Origin of the sequence: Janthinobacterium psychrotolerans, assembly GCF_001677885.1 — a bacterium.
Taxonomy (GTDB): Bacteria; Pseudomonadota; Gammaproteobacteria; order Burkholderiales; family Burkholderiaceae_D; genus Janthinobacterium; species Janthinobacterium psychrotolerans.
Window position 1 is genome coordinate 77,009 of the sequence record NZ_LOCQ01000048.1, and the last position, 19,611, is coordinate 96,619.

General features: G+C 59.6%; 11 protein-coding genes. 5 read left to right on the forward strand and 6 right to left on the reverse strand.

Features of this window, described 5'->3' with window-relative positions:
* Nucleotides 1–43 precede the first annotated feature (43 nt).
* The 3 genes from ASR47_RS07200 to ASR47_RS07210 form a co-directional block, all read right to left on the reverse strand.
* Complete coding sequence (locus tag ASR47_RS07200; protein ID WP_150127709.1) at nucleotides 44–1,270, reverse strand: GumC family protein; 1,227 nt, start codon at nucleotides 1,268–1,270, stop codon at nucleotides 44–46.
* A 6-nt stretch (nucleotides 1,271–1,276) separates the two neighbouring features.
* Nucleotides 1,277–3,667 carry a polysaccharide biosynthesis/export family protein gene (locus ASR47_RS07205; protein ID WP_245714284.1) on the reverse strand — a complete coding sequence of 797 codons (2,391 nt, stop codon included), beginning with the start codon at nucleotides 3,665–3,667 and terminating at the stop codon, nucleotides 1,277–1,279.
* Nucleotides 3,668–3,935: 268 nt separating this feature from the next.
* Complete coding sequence (locus ASR47_RS07210) at nucleotides 3,936–5,912, reverse strand: polysaccharide biosynthesis protein (protein WP_065307077.1); 1,977 nt, start codon at nucleotides 5,910–5,912, stop codon at nucleotides 3,936–3,938.
* A 552-nt stretch (nucleotides 5,913–6,464) separates the two neighbouring features.
* Between ASR47_RS07210 and ASR47_RS07215 the strand changes: the two genes are divergently transcribed.
* Both ASR47_RS07215 and ASR47_RS07220 read left to right on the forward strand, forming a co-directional pair.
* Nucleotides 6,465–6,734, forward strand: a complete 270-nt coding sequence (locus ASR47_RS07215; RefSeq protein ID WP_065307147.1) for a GlsB/YeaQ/YmgE family stress response membrane protein — start codon at nucleotides 6,465–6,467, stop codon at nucleotides 6,732–6,734.
* A gap of 311 nt (nucleotides 6,735–7,045) precedes the next feature.
* Nucleotides 7,046–9,199 carry a S46 family peptidase gene (locus ASR47_RS07220; RefSeq protein ID WP_065307078.1) on the forward strand — a complete coding sequence of 718 codons (2,154 nt, stop codon included), beginning with the start codon at nucleotides 7,046–7,048 and terminating at the stop codon, nucleotides 9,197–9,199.
* Nucleotides 9,200–9,283: 84 nt separating this feature from the next.
* On the opposite strand, the gene ASR47_RS07225 is transcribed toward ASR47_RS07220, so the two are convergent.
* Nucleotides 9,284–9,751, reverse strand: a complete 468-nt coding sequence (locus ASR47_RS07225; RefSeq protein WP_065307079.1) for a hypothetical protein — start codon at nucleotides 9,749–9,751, stop codon at nucleotides 9,284–9,286.
* Nucleotides 9,752–9,910: 159 nt separating this feature from the next.
* On the opposite strand from ASR47_RS07225, the gene ASR47_RS07230 reads away from it, so the two are divergent.
* The 3 genes from ASR47_RS07230 (at nucleotide 9,911) to ASR47_RS07240 (ending at nucleotide 15,894) form a co-directional block, all read left to right on the forward strand.
* Nucleotides 9,911–11,599, forward strand: coding sequence for a M14 family zinc carboxypeptidase (locus ASR47_RS07230; protein WP_065307080.1), 1,689 nt, complete (start codon nucleotides 9,911–9,913; stop codon nucleotides 11,597–11,599).
* 91 nt (nucleotides 11,600–11,690) lie between these two features.
* Nucleotides 11,691–13,847 carry an FUSC family protein gene (locus ASR47_RS07235; RefSeq protein ID WP_065307081.1) on the forward strand — a complete coding sequence of 719 codons (2,157 nt, stop codon included), beginning with the start codon at nucleotides 11,691–11,693 and terminating at the stop codon, nucleotides 13,845–13,847.
* 106 nt (nucleotides 13,848–13,953) lie between these two features.
* On the forward strand, nucleotides 13,954–15,894 hold the full coding sequence (locus tag ASR47_RS07240; protein ID WP_150127711.1) for a phosphatase PAP2 family protein: 1,941 nt from the start codon (nucleotides 13,954–13,956) through the stop codon (nucleotides 15,892–15,894).
* 130 nt (nucleotides 15,895–16,024) lie between these two features.
* Here ASR47_RS07240 and ASR47_RS07245 read toward each other — a convergent pair whose 3' ends face one another.
* Both ASR47_RS07245 and ASR47_RS07250 read right to left on the reverse strand, forming a co-directional pair.
* Nucleotides 16,025–17,977 (reverse strand): S9 family peptidase, encoded by a 1,953-nt coding sequence (locus ASR47_RS07245; protein WP_065307083.1) that lies wholly within the window; start codon nucleotides 17,975–17,977, stop codon nucleotides 16,025–16,027.
* Between the two features lie 68 nt (nucleotides 17,978–18,045).
* Nucleotides 18,046–19,518 (reverse strand): amino acid permease, encoded by a 1,473-nt coding sequence (locus ASR47_RS07250; protein WP_082988788.1) that lies wholly within the window; start codon nucleotides 19,516–19,518, stop codon nucleotides 18,046–18,048.
* Nucleotides 19,519–19,611: the final 93 nt, after the last annotated feature.

Consider the following 19,611-nt stretch of genomic DNA (forward strand, 5'->3'; position numbering starts at 1 on the left):
TGCGTATCTGTCCGATCTCATAAAAATGGATTACAAGGCAAGCTCACTTGAACCGAAGATATGATTTCAACTCATCCCAGCGGGCTGCTCCTCCTGGCATCGCCATAGCGCGTTGTTTAGACTCCAAAAAGAACGCCCAAGCTACTGCTGCAAAACCAGCCATTATCGTAGCGACCAGCACGATCAGAGCCCGTTTTGGTTTGGACTTGCGCTCCGGCTCAAGCGCTGGGTCAAGTACTTGGATAAGCGAAGGCTCTTTGGCCTCTTCGAGGCGCGCAGCTTCATATTGCTTTGCCAGCAGTTCGTACAGCATTTGGTAGTACTTAAGGTCGCGCATCAGCTGAATATTATCCAGTCCTGCCTGGTTTATTTCACTTGATGGTGAGGTGCCGGTGCGACCACCTTCCAGCTTTGCCAGTTCGCTTCGCAAACTGCCCAGCTCTTCGGTGGCACGCCGGAATTCCGGATTCTGCGCTGTAACGAATGCACGCATTGAACCAAGTTGAATTTCTTTGGCTGAAACCTGTGCCTTGAGGCGCGCGGCAGTTTCCAGAATCGCCCGACTCTCACTATCGACACTGATCACGCCGCGACTGTCCATTGCTCCCTTAAGCTCCATTTCAACCTTTGCAAGGTTATCTTTGGCCGTTTCAAGCTGACGCTCGAAGAAAACGCGTCGTTGTGATGCTTCCGTAATGGCAAGAGTTCTGGTCAGCCCCTGTAATTCATCAATATAGCCGTTAGCCAATTCAGCAACAAATTTCTGGCCTTCGTCCTCGACGTTAACGGTGATCATTCCATCCTTGCCAGCGGCGATCACCGTCACCGCCTGCAGACGCTCCCGCGTGACATCTTGGGACTCAGTGTCATATTTTTTTTTCAAATCAAACCTAGTGATCAGCTTGTCAGCGACTGTTCGGCTCTTCAGAATACCTATGTACAAATCGGTAGAGTTTTTTATGCCAGCCGCACCAACCGCAAGACTCGCGGCACCACCAAGTTGCGACAGCAGCGCGGACGCCCCTGATTGCGATTGCTGTGGAGGAAGTACCTTGACTGTCGCCTGATAACGGTTAGGTAGTGTCAAACTAATCGCCACTGCAATAATCGCCACTGCCAATGGCAATCCAATGATTAACTTTTTGCGCTTGGCCAAAATGATCATGAGATCGATCAAGTTAGTACCTGCGTCGCCGTACGATACACTTGATCCAGGCACTGATATCTGGTCTTTTTTCATGCCGTTTGGCTGCTCGTTGTAGTTTTCCATTATGTTTTAATTTCTCAGGGTTTTGACAGCAGCTGCGCCCAAGCCGAAATTAGCAAAGATTTGTGCCCATTCGCGCGTACCCTTGGTGAACTTGGTCCAAGATGTTTCCTTATCGAATTTCTCCGGCACAACGATGGAATCACCAGGCATGACTATTACGCCACCAATACCACCAAATGCCCAAGCACTCGTGTTGCGTGCTACCACGCTTCCATCGGTGCGCATGATAAAAACGTTTTCCACATCTGCGTCGACTGTCAGTCCAGCCATGTTCAAATAGTCCGCCACCCGGGTATTCGAGCGCCACATTGGTGACGCCTCGGCGTTGACAGAGCCAAATATATGGACAAACTCCGGTTTTGCCGCAATCACGAGGCGATCGCCATTTTCCAGCTTGAGTTGAGGCAAGCGCGCAAACGATCGCTCCGCCGGGTCGAGTCCAAACGCTATACGGCCAGTTGGTTTCATCTGCCTAAAGCGAACAATATTTTCTTTAGCAAGTTGCATATCCGCCAGACGTTGCGCTTCCGCAGCCTGCGCATCGGTGGGGCTAAGCGCCCGGGCATTTGCCGCGCCTTTCGATTGTTCAAGGCGCAACTGATTCTCCAGTTTGGTAGCGGCTTTTTCCAAGTTGATCTCTTGCTCCATGCGAACCTGCTCGCGATAGAATGCCGTGCCGAAAAAATAAGCATCCTGCGTCGTGCCGCCAGCCCGTGCCAATAAAGATTGCAGCGTTTCACCTGCAGTCATCTGGTACACACCCGGCACTTTTACCTCACCTTCAACCCGCACAAATATGCGGCGCTTGTCCATTGGTACTGCGACGTCCTGCTGGGAAAAAATAGTGACCGTATCGCCGGGCTGCAGTTGTACGTTATCAGGGCTCGACGGATCGGAAAACACTTTTCCAAGGTTAAATGGAATCAGGCTCACCGTCAGATCGGAGCGATTGATACGCTCCACGACAGCGTAGTCCCAGTTGATTTCGTCAATCAACCCACCGATACGCGATGCGATATTGCCAGCCGCTTCATTGGTCGCCTTGTCGTTCTCGCCAGTACTCACCGCGCCATTTTGGCGTTTAATTGAATTGCGGGTAATCAAATATTCGCGATTAGGAATCAGATCACTGACATGCATTCCTGGCAGGAACGGTGCGCGAATGGCTTGATCCACATTACCGCGCAGAATCACCGCATTTGAAAAATCGGGGGTAATCGAAGTAACATTGAGCACATCGCCATTTTTCAGCGTGCGCTTCAACCCCGCTTCGTTCAAGGCAAACTGCTCCACGCTACGCGGCTGATTCTTGCTCGCATCAATACGCTCGAGATATGCGCGCCGCGGATCGGCCACAATAGGCATCCCACCGGCGATATCGAGAATCGACTCGATCGTGTCGGTAGCACTGCGCAGCTCATAAATAGCAGGGGTATTGACTTTACCGACCAGTGCGACATGGCCAGTGGCAGCCGGAATGTAAATCGAGTCTCCGTCTTGCAGCTTGATATCGGCCGACTTGTCACCCTTGGCGATGAAGGCATACAGATCGAGATCAGCAACGGTCTTGCCGCCACGTTTGACTTGCAAGTGACGCATGCTGCCGTTGACGTTCGGTCCGCCGCTGGCGAACAGCGTGGTGACCAAGGTCGACAGGCTGGACACCGTATACGTACCTGGCCGGTTTGCCTGACCCACAACGTAAACAGTGATGGCGCGAAGCTTGCCAAAATTAACACTAATTGTTACACCTTTGTACATCGTGGCGACCGCATTGCGGATGACTGACTCCGCATCTCCCGCCTTGACACCGGCCAGGGATACCGGACCGATCGTCGGAATCGATATCTGGCCATTGCGGTCAATCTTGGCGCGGTAGTCGATATCGATGCTTCCAGTACCGCGTATCATCAGCTCATCACCGACGCCCAAGGGATAGTCGGCAGGCACCGGTGCGCCGGATATCGGTGTAAACGTGTCAGGGGTGTTACTGAAAAACTGAGCACCATACACTGGCAGAATCTTGCCGGTGCTGTCGGCGATGAATTTTTGAAACTCACTGGTGTCAGCTTCAGAGACGCGAGCGGCTGACGATGATTGTGAACGCAGGTTCGGCGCTGCGCGGCCAGCGGCACGATTTGTACGATTTACAGGATTAGCCTCTTCGCTACCGTCTGCAGCGCCTGCATTGACGTTGCTATTGGCAATGCTGACACGCCGTGACGTCTCAGGTGTGGAAGCGCCAGTACCAGTACTGGTACCAGTACCAGTACCAGTACCAGTAGATGTCATTGTCTGACCAAACGTTTCTTCCTTGGTGGCAACATTCTGGGCAGAAGCATAGATAGAAGTAACGGCCAGAACTACGGCTAAGAGGCGACGAGTGATTTTGGTCATTGATGAATTCAGTTGTGGGAGGGGGCTTGATGGCGATAATTCCGCATCATATTTTAACTTAAATCATGAAAGCATGAAAAATTATTTTAAAAAAATCAATACTTTATGTCGAAGGCGTTGTAAATCCAGGCACAACATTGGCGCTCCCCTTGCGCGTCTCCATGGGACAGCTTGAGTCGCACATCGTCCAGGCAATGCGCGCCGGTTCAGTTCGAATTGATCTCGCCATTGTCAGTGCTGAAACATGCTGGTCGGGATATTGCCAAGCTTAACGGATGGCCGGCATCATCAAGTGATCGCGTACGCCAGGCGTCACGCCAGCTGCATCGAGCAAGGCGCGATTGGCGGCAGCGTCTTGTCCAGCCTGCAACCAAATATTGTCGGAAATATCAGACGATGGCGCATATTCCTGCACGATCTTTTGCAGATGCAAGCGGATCGCATTGTGATCGAATCGTACGCAAGCGTCCTCCAGTTGCTGCAGCATTTGCTGGAGCACCGGCCACTCGAATTCGGCTTCCTGGGCGCGCATGATCAGCGGGTGATCGGTGCCGCTGACATTGCTGCCGATGAGCAGTTCCTCATATAACTTCTCGCCAGGGCGCAAGCCGACATAATTGAGCTCGATCGTGCCAGCTGGCGTGTCCGGGGTTTTGACTTCCTGGCCACTCAAGTGCACCATCCGCACGGCGAGGTCGGCGATACGTACCGGCTCACCCATGTCGAGCACGAAGACGTCGCCGCCCTTGCCCATGGCGCCCGCCTGGATCACCAGTTGCGCCGCTTCCGGGATGGTCATGAAGTAGCGGGTAATGTCAGGATGGGTCAATGTAATCGGGCCGCCGCCGGCGATCTGCTTGCGGAAAAGTGGCACGACCGAACCCGACGAACCGAGCACATTACCGAAACGCACCATCGAGAAGCACGTGCCGGTTTCCTTGCGCGCGAACGCCTGCAGCACCAGTTCGGCCAGGCGCTTGGTCGCGCCCATCACGTTGGTCGGGCGCACCGCCTTGTCGGTGGAAATCAGGACAAAGCAGTTCACTTTCGCCGCGACCGCGGCCCTGGCCATGCTGAGGGTGCCATAGGCATTGTTGCGGATACCTTCGATCGGATTGTGCTCCACCAGCGGCACATGCTTGTAGGCGGCGGCGTGATATACCGTATCGACCGCGAACGAGCTCATGATACGCGTGCATTTTTCCGTTTCCAGTGCCGAACCGACGAAAGCCACCAGCTCCACGCTCAGCTCGCCGGTGGCACGGATTTCGCGCAGTTCCTGTTCGATCGTGTAAAGCGCGAACTCGGAAATATCCAATAAAATCAATTTGGTGGGCTCGAGCGCAATGATCTGGCGGCAAAGCTCTGAACCGATGGAACCGCCAGCGCCGCTGACCATCACCGACTTGCCGGTAATGCAAATTGACAGCAACTCCGTGTTCGGCGCAACCACGTCACGGCTCAGCAGATCTTCGATTTCAATTTGACGCACGTCTTCTACCCGGGCATTTCCCTTGACGAGATTGCTGATCGGCGGGGTCACCTTGATGCGTACGGTGAGCATGGCAAGCCGGTCCAGGATCACGCGCTGCTCCCTGCGGCTCAGTTGCGGCATCGCCAGCAAGACGGTCGTGATATTGTACTTTTTGACCAGACGGTCAAGCTCGCTCGACGGGTATACCTTGATGCCACGGATGATGGTATTGACACGCTGGGGGTCATCATCGATAAAAGCAATCGGCAAATATTCGTTGCCTGGCATGATAGCGTTTGCCAGCAAGCTTCCGGCTTGTCCCGCACCATAAATGGCCACGCGTGCTTTATTAAGGTGGCTATTCTGGCTCAGGAAGCCACGCGCCAGGAAGCGGCTTGACAAGACATAAAGAATGGCAAAAAGCCAATAGATAACAAAGGTCTTTACGGAAAACAGGCCGCCTGGCAGGGCCAGGCCCAGTACGGTCAGAATCAGTGCCGAGATGGTAACGGCACGCAATGCAGTGAAGATGATCTTCTGGTCAATATAACGAATCACGGCGCGGTACAGACCGAAATGCACGAACACCGGCAAGGAGATCATGGCTGCCGCAAGTGCGATCCACAAATACTGCGCAGGCAACTGCAGGCTGTGCCCCTGGGCCTGGAGGAGCGCCGAAAAATAGAAGATAACTGGAAGACAAAGCACATCCGCAGTCGCAGCGATCAGCCGCTTCTGGTTGCGAGGAAGGCTCAGGAAAATGTTTTTCATGGTGTGATGACTCAAAAGGGGGGCACAATTGCCCGCCCGAAGTGCAGGATTCCCGGAGGAATTTTTATAATTGTGGAATGGTACCTGAAATCATTTTGAGCTTGTGAGTTTTTAGCGTATATGCAACAATTGAAAACTATAATGTACATCTATTTCGCTGCGGAAATTGCATGAAATGAATGATGCCAGGGCAAGTATGCCTTGGCCGTTGAGCCCCGCAACCCTCGCTGCGCCACTCCCCCACGATCCGGTATTCTTCAGCCGCCGCCATGGTATGAGCAGGGGTGCCGGCGCCATGCTGGAATTAACAATGTGTAATGGTTTTTATATATGCAAGCAGCGCGCCAGACAATGCACTGCATCGCCAACGATTTGACGCCGCATTAATTACCCAAGAGCAAGTTTAAATGGGTCCGTGCGTTTAGTTATGGCAACCGAACATTGCCAATTAATCCGCTGGACTTTTCAATCGTGCGGCATCAATATCAAATTGCCATCCCGGTGCTAGCCGTACGCACCGGCACCTCCTTCATCCACCGCGCGGAGAATCACATGAATTTCATTATCTGGATTGTTATAGGCGGCATCATCGGCTGGCTGGCCAGCATGGTCATGAAAACCAATGCGCAACAGGGCATTTTCCTCAATATCGTGGTGGGCATCGTCGGCGCCTTCCTCGGTGGCTGGCTGTTGTCGCCGCTGTTCGGCACCAGCACCATCAACAGCGACAATTTCAGCCTTGCTTCCCTGCTGGTGTCGTTCCTGGGCGCCGTCATTTTGCTGGGCATCGTCAATCTGCTGCGACGCGGCAAGATGCGCTAAGCACCCAACACGGCAGCTCTCTGGCAGATCGACAGCCAGCCAGCACCGCCTCGCCATGGCCGGCCGCGCAAGCGGCCGGCCATTTTCATTGCTTGCGCAAGCACTGTCAGCGCCATACCACAACAAGACCACAGCACCTGTGCGCGGGTGCCTGCGCTTGCTGCTGAAATCAACTCTTTCAGCCATGCGCTGCGGAAAATGTCATTGACTAGTCACACTGTGAAACGGATACTCCATGTCGTCCGCTGAAAAAAACAGCGGGTACAGACGCTAACATCCGACTTTCCTTCATGTAAAAGACCAGAACTCGAATGAAAAAATCCCTGATTGCGCTCGCTATCCTGAGCAATTTTGCACACGCCGACGAAGGCATGTGGATGCCACAACAGCTGCCACAAGTAGCCAAGGAATTGAAAGCGGCCGGACTGAAACTGGACCCGGCCACCCTGACCAAGCTGACCGAGTTCCCGATGGGCGCCATCGTCAGCCTGGGCGGCTGCTCGGCCTCGTTCGTCTCGCCGCAAGGCCTGGTTGCCACCAACCACCATTGCGTCTACAACAGCGTGGCGGTCAATTCCACCAAGGAGCGCGATCTGCTGGCCAACGGTTTCCTGGCCAAGACGTTTGCCGAAGAACTGCCGGCCGCCCCGGGCAGCCGCATCTTCGTCACCTCGGCCGTGACCAATGTCAGCGACAAGATCATCACCGCCGATGTGGCCAGGCTGCAAGGCAAGGCACGCATCGACGCGATCGAGAAAAACCAGAAGAAACTGGTCGCCGAATGCGAAAAAGAAGCGGGCTTCCGCTGCACCGTGTCGGCCTACTACGGCGGCCTGGAGTTCTACCTGATCAAGCAACTGGAAATCCGCGACGTGCGCCTGGTGCATGCGCCACCGGCCGGCGTGGGCAAGTTCGGCGGCGACACCGACAACTGGATGTGGCCACGCCACACGGGCGACTACGGTTTCTACCGCGCCTATGTCAGCAAAGACGGCAAAGCTGCCGACTTCAGCAAGGACAACGTGCCCTACCAGCCGAAACATGTGCTCAAACTGGCCAAGGATGGCCTGAAAGAAGGCGATTTCGTGATGGCGCTGGGCTACCCTGGCCGCACCAACCGTCACCGCCTGCCGTCGGAAGTGGCATTCACGTTTGACTGGAACTACCCTGCGTTCGTGAAAGCATCGGGCGAAACGCTGGCCATCATCGCGCGCGAAACCCGCGACAACAAGGATGTCGCGCTGAAATACGCGGGCCAGGTCGCTGGCGTGAACAACTATTACAAGAACCGCCAGGGCATGCTGGACTCCTACGCGGGCAGCGACTTCCTGGCACGCAAGACGGCCGAACATGAGGCGCTGAAAACCTGGGTCAACGCCAACGCCGCCCGCAAGGCAGAGTTCGCCGGTGACATCGAACAGGTGGAAAAGCTGATCGCCGAGCGCGACGCCGACACCAAGCGCGATTTCTTCCTCGGTTACGCGCAGCCACGCCTGCTGAACACGGCACGCAGCCTGTACCGCCTGGCCAATGAAAGCACCAAAGCTGACACCGAGCGCAAATCGGGCTACCAGACGCGCGACTTGCCGCGCCTGGAAGCGGGCATTACCTCGGTCGAGCGCACCTACGACGAAAAAGTCGACAAGGCGCTGGTACTGAACAGCCTGGCCAAGTACGCCGCCCAGCCAGCAGCCCAGCGCCGCGCCAGCTTTGACGCCGCCATCGGCATCAAGGACGGCATGTCGCAAGCCGACCTGGCTGGCGCCCTGGACAAACTGTATGCCGGCAGCAAGCTGGCCGACAAGGAAGAACGCAAGGCATGGCTGAAACGCACGCCAGCCGAATTCCAGGCCAGCAAGGACACCTTTATCCAGGCAGCGGTCGCCATGTATCCGGATTCGCTGAAAAACGAAGCGGAAGACGAAGAACTGTCGGGCAAGATCCAGCAATCGTACGCCAACTACATGAAGGCGAAAATCGCCTACATGAAGAGCAAGGGCCAAGCCGTCTATCCTGACGCCAACAGCACCCTGCGCGTGACGTTCGGCAAAGTTGCCGGCCGTGACCATGGCGCCGACGGCACCACCTGGACCGCGTTTACCACCGTCAATGGCGTGGTCGCCAAAGCCACCGGCGAAGGCGAATTCAATGCCCCTGCCAAGCAGCTGGCAGCGATCAAGGCCAAGGACTTCGGCAAATTCGTTGATCCGAAACTGAAAACCGTGCCGGTCGACTACCTGGCCACGCTGGACATCACCGGCGGCAACTCGGGTTCGGCCGCGCTGAACGCGAAAGGTGAATTCATCGGCCTGGCCTTCGATGGCACCCTGGACTCGATCATCTCCGATTGGGACTACAACAAGGCCAATACCCGTTCGATCCAGGTCGACCTGCGCTATATGCTGTGGAATATGAAGCATATCGATCACGCCGACAATCTGCTGAAGGAAATGGGCGCGGAGTAATTGCCAACAGATAACAACAACTAATAAGCCCGGCAACGGGCGGTTGTAGCCTGAGCCACTTCTTCGGAAGTGGCTTTTTTTCGTCTAGCGTTTGATATTGGAAAACTGGAACGGCGAAGTTTGCGGCTGCCCGCCACGCACAATCACGCGCTGGCCATGTTCCAGCAGCAAGGCCAGGTCGGCGCCCGGATAGCGCTGCGCCAGCAGCGGATAATCCTGCTCGGCCATGCCGGTGGACAGGATCACGATGCGGTAGCCATTCTTGCCAAAGTCCAGCAGCAGCGCGGGCAATTCACCCGGACCCGGCAGCGCCGTGACGCGCACCCGCACCTTGCCCTTGCGCCGCTTGATCGACTGCCACAGCGGCAAGCTGCCCGACCTCAGGCGCAGATCGACGGCTTGTTCGGCCGGGTCGGCTACCGCCCCATCGAGCGCCAGCAGCATGCCGCGATAGCGTATCAAGGCGCCGTCGCCGGCAATCGTGACCGACCCGTCATGGGCGGCGGCGGTGCCGGCGCAGCAGCACAGCAGGATAATCAAGATCATGCGCATGGCGCCTCCCGGGAGTGAGGCTGATTGATAACACGGCATTTGATGGCGCCCCCTGCCCTGCATCAAGCCCGGGGCGCCGGTGCTACAATTGCCTCCTTGCGAGCGCGCTTATCCAGCGCACTTTTTCTCTCCGTTTCCGCTCTCCAGACTCAGACCGCCATGCCACAAGACTTGCGCACGACCTACGAACTCGGCAACCATAACCAGACCACGACCTGGCTGGAATGCATCACTTTCTACGAAGAACTTGCCGCGCGCTACCCGCAGCTGCTGCGGTTCACCCAGATCGGCCTGTCCGATTCGGGCGTGCCCATCCACGCTGGGGTGGTCAGCGCCGACGGCATATTCGACCGCGAGCAGATCAAGCAGGCGGGCCGCACCGTGTTTTTCAACAATAACGGCATCCACCCGGGCGAACCGGAAGGCATCGATGCCTGCATGGCTATGGTGCGCGACCTGTGCACGGACCCGGCCCGCCTGGCGGCCCTGGGCACGACCGTGCTGCTGTTCATTCCAATCTACAACGTCGATGGCAGCCTGAACCGGGCGAACACCTCGCGTGTGAACCAGGATGGCCCGGAGCAGTTCGGCTTTCGCGGCAACAGCCGCCACCTGGACCTGAACCGCGACTTCATCAAGTGCGACAGCCTGAACGCCCAAGTGTTCAACCGCCTGCTGGCCAGCTGGGACCCGGACGTGATGGTCGACACGCATACGTCGAACGGCGCCGACTATCCGTACACCATGACCCTGATCCACACGCAGACGGACAAGCTGGGCAATGGCCTCGGTCCCTTCCTGCAGCACACCATGCTGCCGCATATCTTTGCGCGCATGGAAGAAGCCGGCTGGCCGACGTGCCCGTATGTCAATCCCGTCAAGGACAGCCCCGATCACGGCATTGCGGAATTTCTGGAAGTGCCGCGCTTTTCGACCGGCTTTGCGGCCCTGCACCATGTGATCGGCTTCATGCCCGAAACACATATGTTGAAACCGTTTGCCGACCGCTATGCGTCGATGCGCGCCCTGCTCGATATCACCATCGCCTTTACGGTCGAGCACGGCGAGCAGATCAAACAGCTGCGCGCGCAAGCCAAGGCCGCCGGCCGCACGCAGCGTGAGTGGCCCGTCGCCTGGCGCATGAATGAAGCGCAGCCGTCGACCTTCCGCTTCAAGGGCTATGCCGCCAAATACACGCCCAGCGTGATCGGCGACTACCAGCGCCTGTCGTATGACCGCACCCAGCCATGGGAAAAGGATATCGCCTATTACAACCGTTTCGATGCCGATGTGGTGGTGCCTGCGCCAAAAGCCTATGTGGTGCCGCAAGCGTGGCGCGAAGTGATCGAGCGCCTGCGCTGGAATGGAGTGCAACTGACGCGCATCACCAGCGAACAGACGGTAACGGCGCGCTACTATCATATCCAACACGTCGGCACGCGCGCCGGCGCCTACGAAGGCCATATGTTCCACGACACGGTGGCGCTCGAAGCGCGCACGGCGCAGTTCACCCTGCAAGCGGGCGACTATCTGGTGAGCCTGGACCAGGACAACGCCCGCTACGCGGTCGAAACCCTGGAACCGCAGGCGCACGACAGCTTTTTCCGCTGGGGCTTTTTCAACAGCGTGCTGGAAAAAAAGGAAGCGTTTTCCGACTATGTGTTCGAAGACATGGCCTCCGAATTGCTGCGCGACGAACCGCTGCTGGCGGCCAGGTTTGCCGAATGGAAAGCAGCCAACCCGGCGTTGCTGAGCAATCAGGAAGCCGTACTGGACTTTATCTTTGAAAACTGCCAGCGTTTTGCCGAGCCGGAATGGCGCCGTTATCCGGTGCTGGCCCTGATGTAAACCAGGCAACAAGAAATCGTCCTATCCTGGCGCTGTACCGGAAGACCCCGGTACAGCGCCTCTTTATGTGCTCTACCCACAAGGTACAACCATGCACTACGCACTGAACCTGCGCACCTTTATTTACAGCCATTATTTTTACCTGGGCTTGCGCGTGGCCATCGGCCTGGTCGGCCTGACCCTGCTGACACTCGAGATCAGCGACAGCGCCACCGCCATGACGGTGTGCATCGGCGCACTGTGCACCACCCTGATGGACATGCCCAGCCCGCTGCGCCACAAATTCAATGAAATGCTGGCCTCGGTGCTGCTGTGCAGCTTTGTTACCCTGTTGATCAGCCTGTGCGGCCCCGTGCACTGGCTGTTGATGGCGGTGCTGGTGCTGGTCAGTTTCCTGGCCAGCATGATGGTGGTCTACGGCAAAAAGTCGATGCCCTTGCAGCTGGCCGCCCTGTTCATCATGACCATGTCGATGGAACACCAGATGACGTGGCAGCAGTCGTTCCACCATGCGGGCCTGTTCATGCTCGGCGGCCTCGCTTACCTGACGTATGCGATGGCGATCGCCTGGGTGCTGCGCCACCGCATCAAGCAGCAGGTGCTGGCCGAAGCGCTGTTCGAGCTGGCCGCTTACATTGACATCAAGGCCGACTTTTATGATGCGCGCTATAACCTGACGGAACAGTTCAACAAGCTGGTGCGCCATCAAAGCATCCTGGCCGACCGCCAGCAGGCCTCGCGCGACCTGATCCTGCGCAGCCACAAGAACAGCAAGGACGCCATCGTGGTGCAGGTCCACGTCTGCATGCTGGACCTGTACGAGCTGATCCTGTCGACCCATACCGATTACGCCTTGCTGCGCCAGCACCTGGCCGACTCGGAAGTGCTCACTTCGCTGCACGACCTGGCCTGCAAGGCGGCGCGCGATATCGAGTCGGTGGCCTACGCCGTCACGCGCAAGCGCGCCTCGTATGCGCACATCCATTACGACAAGGAATGGAGCGAGATCGAAGCGGAAATCGCCCGCCTGCAGGCCAGGGGCGATAGCGCCCAGGAAGCGCTGGCCACCTTGCGCGCGCAGCGCAACAAGATCCGCGCGATTTTGAAAATGATCGGTGATCTGCACCTGGCCAGCCAGACAGTCTATGCCGACGTGCCGTTCTGGAATGGCGCCGACATGGCGCCTTTCCTGTCGCAGCAGAAATACGAACTGACCACGCTGGTGTCAAACCTGCGCCTGGAGTCCCCGATCTTCCGCTTTGCGCTGCGCGTGTCGATGGCCATTTCGGTGGGGTTGATGATCGGCCACTGGCTGCCGTATGCGGCGCACAGCTACTGGATCGTCTTGACCATCGTCATCATCCTGCGGCCCACCTTCAGCATGACGCGCCAGCGCCGCGCCGACCGCATTATCGGCACCATTATCGGCTGCGTGGCGACCGCCATCGTGATCCGCTATATCCACAGCAATATCGCGCTGATGGCGATATTGTTCCTGTCGATTGTCGCCACGCCCACCTTCATTTACCTGCGCTACCGCTATACGGCGATTGCCGTGAGCCTGATGATCTTGCTTCAGATGCACCTGGTGGCGCCCAGCAACCCGAACCTGGTCAGCGAGCGCCTGATCGACACCCTGATCGGCGCGGCGGTGGCCACCGTGTTCAGCTTTGTGCTGGCCAACTGGGAATACCAGAGCCTGCCACGGCTGATACGCCAGGTGCTCAATGTCAACCTGTCCTATATGCAGGCCAGCTTCGAACTGCTGCAAGGCAAGTGCAACGATGATTTCGCTTACCGCATCGAACGCAAGCGCCTGATGGACAGCCTGGCCGCGCTCAGTTCGGCACTGGTGCGCATGCTCGACGAGCCGGCCAGCAAGCAGCGCGCGGTGGAAGACATCAATCTGTTTATCGTGCAGAACTATCTGCTGGTGGCCCATGTGGCGGCGCTGCGCTCCATCCTGGGCCGCCACGCCAGCGAGTTGCCGGTGGCGCCCGTCAACGCCCTGCTCACGCACAGCCACACGCAGGTATGCAAGACACTGTCGCGCGCGCTGGACCAGCTCGACAACAAGGTGGCCATCAGCGCGCCGCAGCCCGCATTGCCAGCGCCATCCGTGGCGGATATCGGCTGGTCGGGCTGGCCACTGGTACAGCGGCGCATCCGCCTGCTGCAGGCCGATGCCGACAAGATCGTGGTGCATAGCGCGGCGATCGTGCATATCGTGGAGCCGAAGCAAGGGTAAGCGGGCGCCGCGCTGTCATGAAGGTGTCATACAGCGCGGCTATGCTGCGGGGGTTTTTCAGCCCCCCAGCCCTCTTTCAAGGTTCCCACCCATGCATGCATTTCCCATGACCCGCCGCCTGCCCCTGGCGCTGGCCATCAGCGCCGCCCTCGCCCTCGCCGCCTGCGGCGGTTCCGATCACCATGACGACACCGCGCTGGTGATCCCGGCCGCACCGGCCGACCAGGGCGCGGTCGATACGGCGCCGCCATCGGCCACGGCCTTGCCGTTTGTCGACAATGTGGCCAGCAACCAGCGCGGCGACGCGCGCTACGCCACGGCCGCCACCAACGCCGGCGTGCGCGTGCTGATCGGCATGCTCGATATCTGGAAACCGCTGACCGAAATCGTCGACGCCGGCGTCACCGCGCCGGCCGTGGGCAACTTCCCCGCCGTTACCGCGTCAAAATGGACCGGTGTGCCCAATGACGGCACGCCAGGCGGCACCATCGTCAACGCCGCCGTGCACAACGCCAATATCGACTACGTGGTCAAAGCCACCACCAGCCGCACACCGGCGCAGGAACTGGCCGCCTATCTCGACGACCGCCGCGGCAAGGGCTACAGCATTACCGACGGCATGGGTCCGCTGACCGACGCCTGGCGCAGCGCCGCGCGCCAGACCACCAGCATCACGGCCATCGCGCCGGATGCGACCACCGTGCTGTACAACGACAGCGGCACCAATACCGGCGTGGCCGGCAGCAGCAATGCCGAGTTCGGCAACGTGGTGGCGCTGGTCAATGCCATGGGCAACAACGGCTCGACGGAACCGGCCAAGCGCTTCTACAAATACGCGCGTCCTTACCGCTGGAGCAGCAATGTGGTGCTGGTGCCGGCGCTGATGCCGGCCAGGAGCGCCACCCCGGCCACCGATGGCGGCTTTACCAGCGGCCACTCGGCCGAAGCCGTGCGCGGCGCCGTGGGCATGGCCTACGTGCTGCCAGAGCGTTACCAGGAAATGGTGGCGCGCGGCCTGGAACTCGGTGAAAACCGCATTATCGCCGGCATGCATTCGCCACTCGACGTGATCAGCGGCCGGGTGCAGGCGCAGGCAATCGTCGCCGCCAACCTGCTCGACGCCACCACGGCCGCCACCAAGGCCGCCGCCGTGACGCAGGCGCACACCACCCTGATGGCCAGGACCGGCACCACCGCCGACACCTTTTATGACTACGCCCACTCGGGCACGGCGGCCAATGACCGCTTTGGCGACTACGCCGCCAACAAGGCCGCGTATATCCGCCGCATGACCTTCGGTTTTGCGCAGACCGGCCCGGCCACCTCGCCGGCCGTGGTGCCGAAAGGTGCGGAAGTCTTGCTCGAAACGCGCCTGCCCTATCTGTCCGACGCGCAGCGCCGCGTGGTGCTGAAAACCACGGCCATGCCATCGGGCTATCCGGTGATGGACGATGCCGAAGGCTGGGGCCGCTTGAACCTGTTTGCCGCCGCTGATGGCTATGGCGTGTTTACCGGCAACGTGGTGGTGGCGATGGATGCGGCCAAGGGCGGCTTCAATGCGGTCGACCGCTGGCGCAACGACATCAGCGGCGCAGGCAAGCTGAACAAGCAAGGCACGGGCACCCTGAAACTGGGCGGCAACAACAGCTGGAGCGGCGGCACGCAAGTCGAAGCCGGCCGCCTGGAAGCGCTGTCGGCCACGGCCTTCGGCAAGGGCGACGTGTATGTCAGCGGCGGCACCCTGGTCAGCAACGCGACCACCAGCCTGGCGCTGGCCGCCAAGTACACGCAGCTGGCGACCGGCAACCTGGAACTGAAACTGGGCAGCGGCCAGGCGGGTCGTTTGACCGTGGCCGGCCCGATGACGGTGGCTGGCGGCGCCCTGAAAGTGACGTTCCAGAACGGCTACAAGCCGGCCGCCGGCGACACCCTGAATGTCATCGGTGCGGCCAGCCTGAAGGGCAAGTTCGACAGCATCACCGTCGACGGTTTTAAAGTGACGCCGACCTACACGGCAACCGGCTTGCAGCTGAAGCTGGACGTGTAAAAACCGGAGCTTGTATAGGGCGCAGGTCGGATTAGCGAGGCTTCACCTCGCGTAATCCGACACCTACCACAGACGCCAACCATGTTGTCGGATTACGGCCTGCGGCCTCGGCGGCCCCGCCTAATCCGACCTACTTGAGGTAGCGCTCAAACCATGCCAGGGTGCGCTGGCGCAGGTCGCGCTGGTGCTCGGGCTTGCGCAAGGAATGGCCCTCGCCGTCATAGATGAACAGGCTCGATGGCACGCCCATGGCGCGCAGGCCGTTCCAGAATTCCAGCGACTGGGCAGCCGGCGTTTCCACGTCGCGCTCGCCGACATAGACCAGGGTCGGGGTGGTGGCCGCCTTGATGGTCGAGATCGGCGAAGCCTTGCGGTAGACCTCGGGATCGTCATAGGCCGAGGCGCCGAAGAAGGGGATCATCCACTGGTTGATGCCGTTCTGGCCGTAATAACTGATCCAGTTCGACACGCCGGCGCCAGCCACGGCCGCCTTGAAGCGCGTGCTGTGCGTTACGCCCCACATGGTCATGAAGCCGCCATACGAGTGGCCGGTCAGGCCCAGGCGCTGGCCATCAATCGGCGCGACTTTTTCCACCGCATCGACGCCGGCCAAAATGTCGCGCCAGTCGCCGCCGCCAAAGTCGCGCATATTGGCGCGTGTAAAAGCCTGGCCCTGGCCGAAGCTGCCGCGCGGATTGGGCAGGAAGACAAAATAGCCCTTTTCCGTCAGCTCGCGCACCTGCGCGCTGGCCAGCTCGCCCGGCCCGACATAGCGCGGCGAGGCGGCCGCGCCGGGGCCGCCATGCACGACGACGATCATCGGATGCTTCTTGCCTGCCTCGACCTTCAACGGCCCCAGCAGCCAGCCCTGCACCTGGTAGCCTTCATTGCTCCAGCCGACGTTCCGCACACTCAGCTGCGGCGCCAGGGCGTCGTTGTCGCGCGTGATTTTCTTCAAGCTGTTCAAAGGTCCGGCCACCAGCTGCGACGCATGCGTAAAGTCTTCCTGCGCGGCGGCCGCTTGCGTGCCATCGGCGCTGAACGACAGGCGGCCGTCCGAGCCACCGCTGCTGATCTCACCGAGCAACTGCGGCGCGGCCGGCCCGGTTTGCGGATCGAGTTTCACCAGCGCCAGTTGCGAATCGATCAGGGCGGTGGCCAGCAGGCCATTGCCGCGCCAGACGACGCCATTGAAGGTGCCGCGATAGCCAGGCGTGAGGTTGCGCGGCGTGCCGCCGGCCAAAGGCACGGTATAGATGTCGCCGCCGATGGAGCCGAAATCGCTCATCAGGCCGCCAATGAAGACCACCGTCCTGCCGTCCGGCGACACCGATGGCAGGTTCAGCTGCATGGCCGGCGCGGCGATCTCGCGCAGCGCGCCGCTGGCCGCGTCGACATGGCTCAATTTCGCCACCCACCAGTTGCTGTCGCCATTGCCCTGCGCGCTGGTGGCGACAAAGCCACGGCCGTCCGGGGTCCAGTTGTATTCGTACAGATAGGTGTCGGCCGGCGAGACCAGGCGCAGCTCGCCGCCCGCGGCCGCCACCACGCCGATGCGCTGGGCGTCATCCTCGCTGCCCACTTCGCCCACCTGGCGCGCGCCCGCTTCCACGGCGCCGGCCAGCTTGCGCGCGCCGACCGTGGCCAGCAAGGCGAGCTGCTTGCCGTCGGGCGACCAGCGCGCCGTGCTGGCCACGCCCTTGAAGTTCAGCAACTCCTTCGATGCGGCCTGGCCCATGGTGGCCAGGAACAGGCTGGCCTTGCCCGCCTTGGCGTCATAGGCAATAAAGGCCAGCTGTTTGCCGTCGGGAGACCAGCTGGGCTTGTCGTAGGAACACGCGGCGCAGGGGTCGAACTGTTGCACCATGACGCCGCTGCCGGCGTCGCGCACCACGATGGCCGCATGCGGCCGTTGTAGCTGGCCACCGGTGTCGCTGGACTCGATGGCGACAATGCGCTGGCCGTTGCCGGACAAGGCCACGGCGCGGTAGTCGCGCAAGGACTGCGGTGCGGCGGCGTGGGCAGCAGCGGCAAACAGGGCGGTGGCCAGCACGCCGGCGCTGGCGATTTCAGTTATTTTCATCAGGTAACTTCCAGTTTGAAATAAAAAAACCGCCGGCAAGCGCGGCGGTTCAGATTGTCAGACAGCGTTCAAACGCCCTTCTTGCCCAGGTGCGAGTGACGTATGCTGTACAGGAAATAGATGGCGATGGTGACCGCCATCCAGACGCTGAAGACGACAAAGGTGGTGTGCGGCAAGTCGCGCATGATGTACAGGCAAGCGCACACGCTCAGGCCTGGTATCACATACGGGCCGAACGGCACGCTGAAGCCTTCGATGCGGCTGGCGCCCTGCTTGTGGCGCAGTACCGGCACGGCGATCGACACCACCATGAAGGCGGTCAGGGTGCCGATGCTGACCATGTCCCACAAGTAGGTGGCGTCGATGGAACCGGCGACCAGCGCCACCACCAGGCAGACGATCAGGGTATTGCTGACCGGCACCAGGGTGCGCGGATGGATCTTCTGGAACGATTTCGGGATCAGGCCGTCGCGGCTGATGGCGAACAGGATGCGCGTCTGGCCGTAGATCGTGACCAGGGTCACGCTGAAGACGGAAATGACGGCGCCGGCCGACAGCACCAGCGCCGGCCAGGCGTGGCCGGTGACGTTTTGCAAAATGACCGCCAGGCCAGCTTCCTGGCCTTCGAACAGTTTCGCCTGCTGGGCGCCGAGCGCGGCCACGGCCACCAGCAGATAAAACACGGTGACGATCAACAGCGCGCCGAGGATGCCGCGCGGCACGTTGCGGGTAGGATTTTTCACTTCGTCGCCGGCGGTGGCCACCGTATCGAGACCGATAAACGAGAAGAACACCGTGCCGGCGGCGGCCGTGACGCCCGTCATGCCGGCAAATCCTTTGCTGTTATCGGTATTAAAGAAGGGGAAAAAATTGTCGGCGTTAAAGCCGGAAAACGCCACCACGATAAAGAACACCAGGATCGCCAGCTTGATCAGCACCATGATGGCGTTCATCAGGGCCGATTCCTTGGCGCCGCGCAGCAGCATGAAGCAGCACATGCAGATCAAAAAGATGGGCGGCAGGTTGATATGGCCGGCGTGAAACTCCATGCCGTGCGGCCCGGAGACGATCATCGGCGTGCGCAGCATTTCCGGGATATGCCAGCCAAACGCGTTTTCCAGGAAGTTGTTCAGGTAGGACGACCAGCCGATCGCCACCGCGCTGCCGGCCAGCCCATATTCGAGCAGCAAACAGGCGGCCATGATAAAGGCCAGGAATTCGCCGACGGTGGCGTAGGCAAACGAATACGATGAACCCGAGGCGGGAATGCGGAACGACAGCTCCGCGTAGCACAGGGCAGTCAGGCCCGCCGTGACGGCGGCGATCAGGAAAGACAGGATGACGGACGGGCCGGCCTTGGGTACGGCTTCGACCATGGTAAAGAAAATGCCCGTGCCGATGGTGGCGCCGACGCCGATCATGGTCAGGGAAAACAGGCCGATGGAACGGCTCAAGCCGCTGCTGCTGAGGCCTTCACCAAGGCCGCTCGTGGTATCGATCGGTTTGGTGCGGCAAAGTTTCTGGACCAGGGTTAGGCTCACTAGCAATCCTTTTAGGAGGCGGGTCATGACAACTGAAAACGCATGAAAATGGTGCATGGGTTTTACCTGGCCGAAACCCGGAAACGATACAGT

What these genes read in the sequence shown, in the direction of transcription:
- ASR47_RS07200 (WP_150127709.1), bottom strand. Translation starts at nt 1,270, where the DNA reads ATGGAAAACTACAACGAGCAGCCAAACGGCATGAAAAAAGACCAGATA.
- ASR47_RS07205 (WP_245714284.1), bottom strand. Translation starts at nt 3,667, where the DNA reads ATGACCAAAATCACTCGTCGCCTCTTAGCCGTAGTTCTGGCCGTTACT.
- ASR47_RS07210 (WP_065307077.1), bottom strand. Translation starts at nt 5,912, where the DNA reads ATGAAAAACATTTTCCTGAGCCTTCCTCGCAACCAGAAGCGGCTGATC.
- ASR47_RS07215 (WP_065307147.1), top strand. Translation starts at nt 6,465, where the DNA reads ATGAATTTCATTATCTGGATTGTTATAGGCGGCATCATCGGCTGGCTG.
- ASR47_RS07220 (WP_065307078.1), top strand. Translation starts at nt 7,046, where the DNA reads ATGAAAAAATCCCTGATTGCGCTCGCTATCCTGAGCAATTTTGCACAC.
- ASR47_RS07225 (WP_065307079.1), bottom strand. Translation starts at nt 9,751, where the DNA reads ATGCGCATGATCTTGATTATCCTGCTGTGCTGCTGCGCCGGCACCGCC.
- ASR47_RS07230 (WP_065307080.1), top strand. Translation starts at nt 9,911, where the DNA reads ATGCCACAAGACTTGCGCACGACCTACGAACTCGGCAACCATAACCAG.
- ASR47_RS07235 (WP_065307081.1), top strand. Translation starts at nt 11,691, where the DNA reads ATGCACTACGCACTGAACCTGCGCACCTTTATTTACAGCCATTATTTT.
- ASR47_RS07240 (WP_150127711.1), top strand. Translation starts at nt 13,954, where the DNA reads ATGACCCGCCGCCTGCCCCTGGCGCTGGCCATCAGCGCCGCCCTCGCC.
- ASR47_RS07245 (WP_065307083.1), bottom strand. Translation starts at nt 17,977, where the DNA reads ATGAAAATAACTGAAATCGCCAGCGCCGGCGTGCTGGCCACCGCCCTG.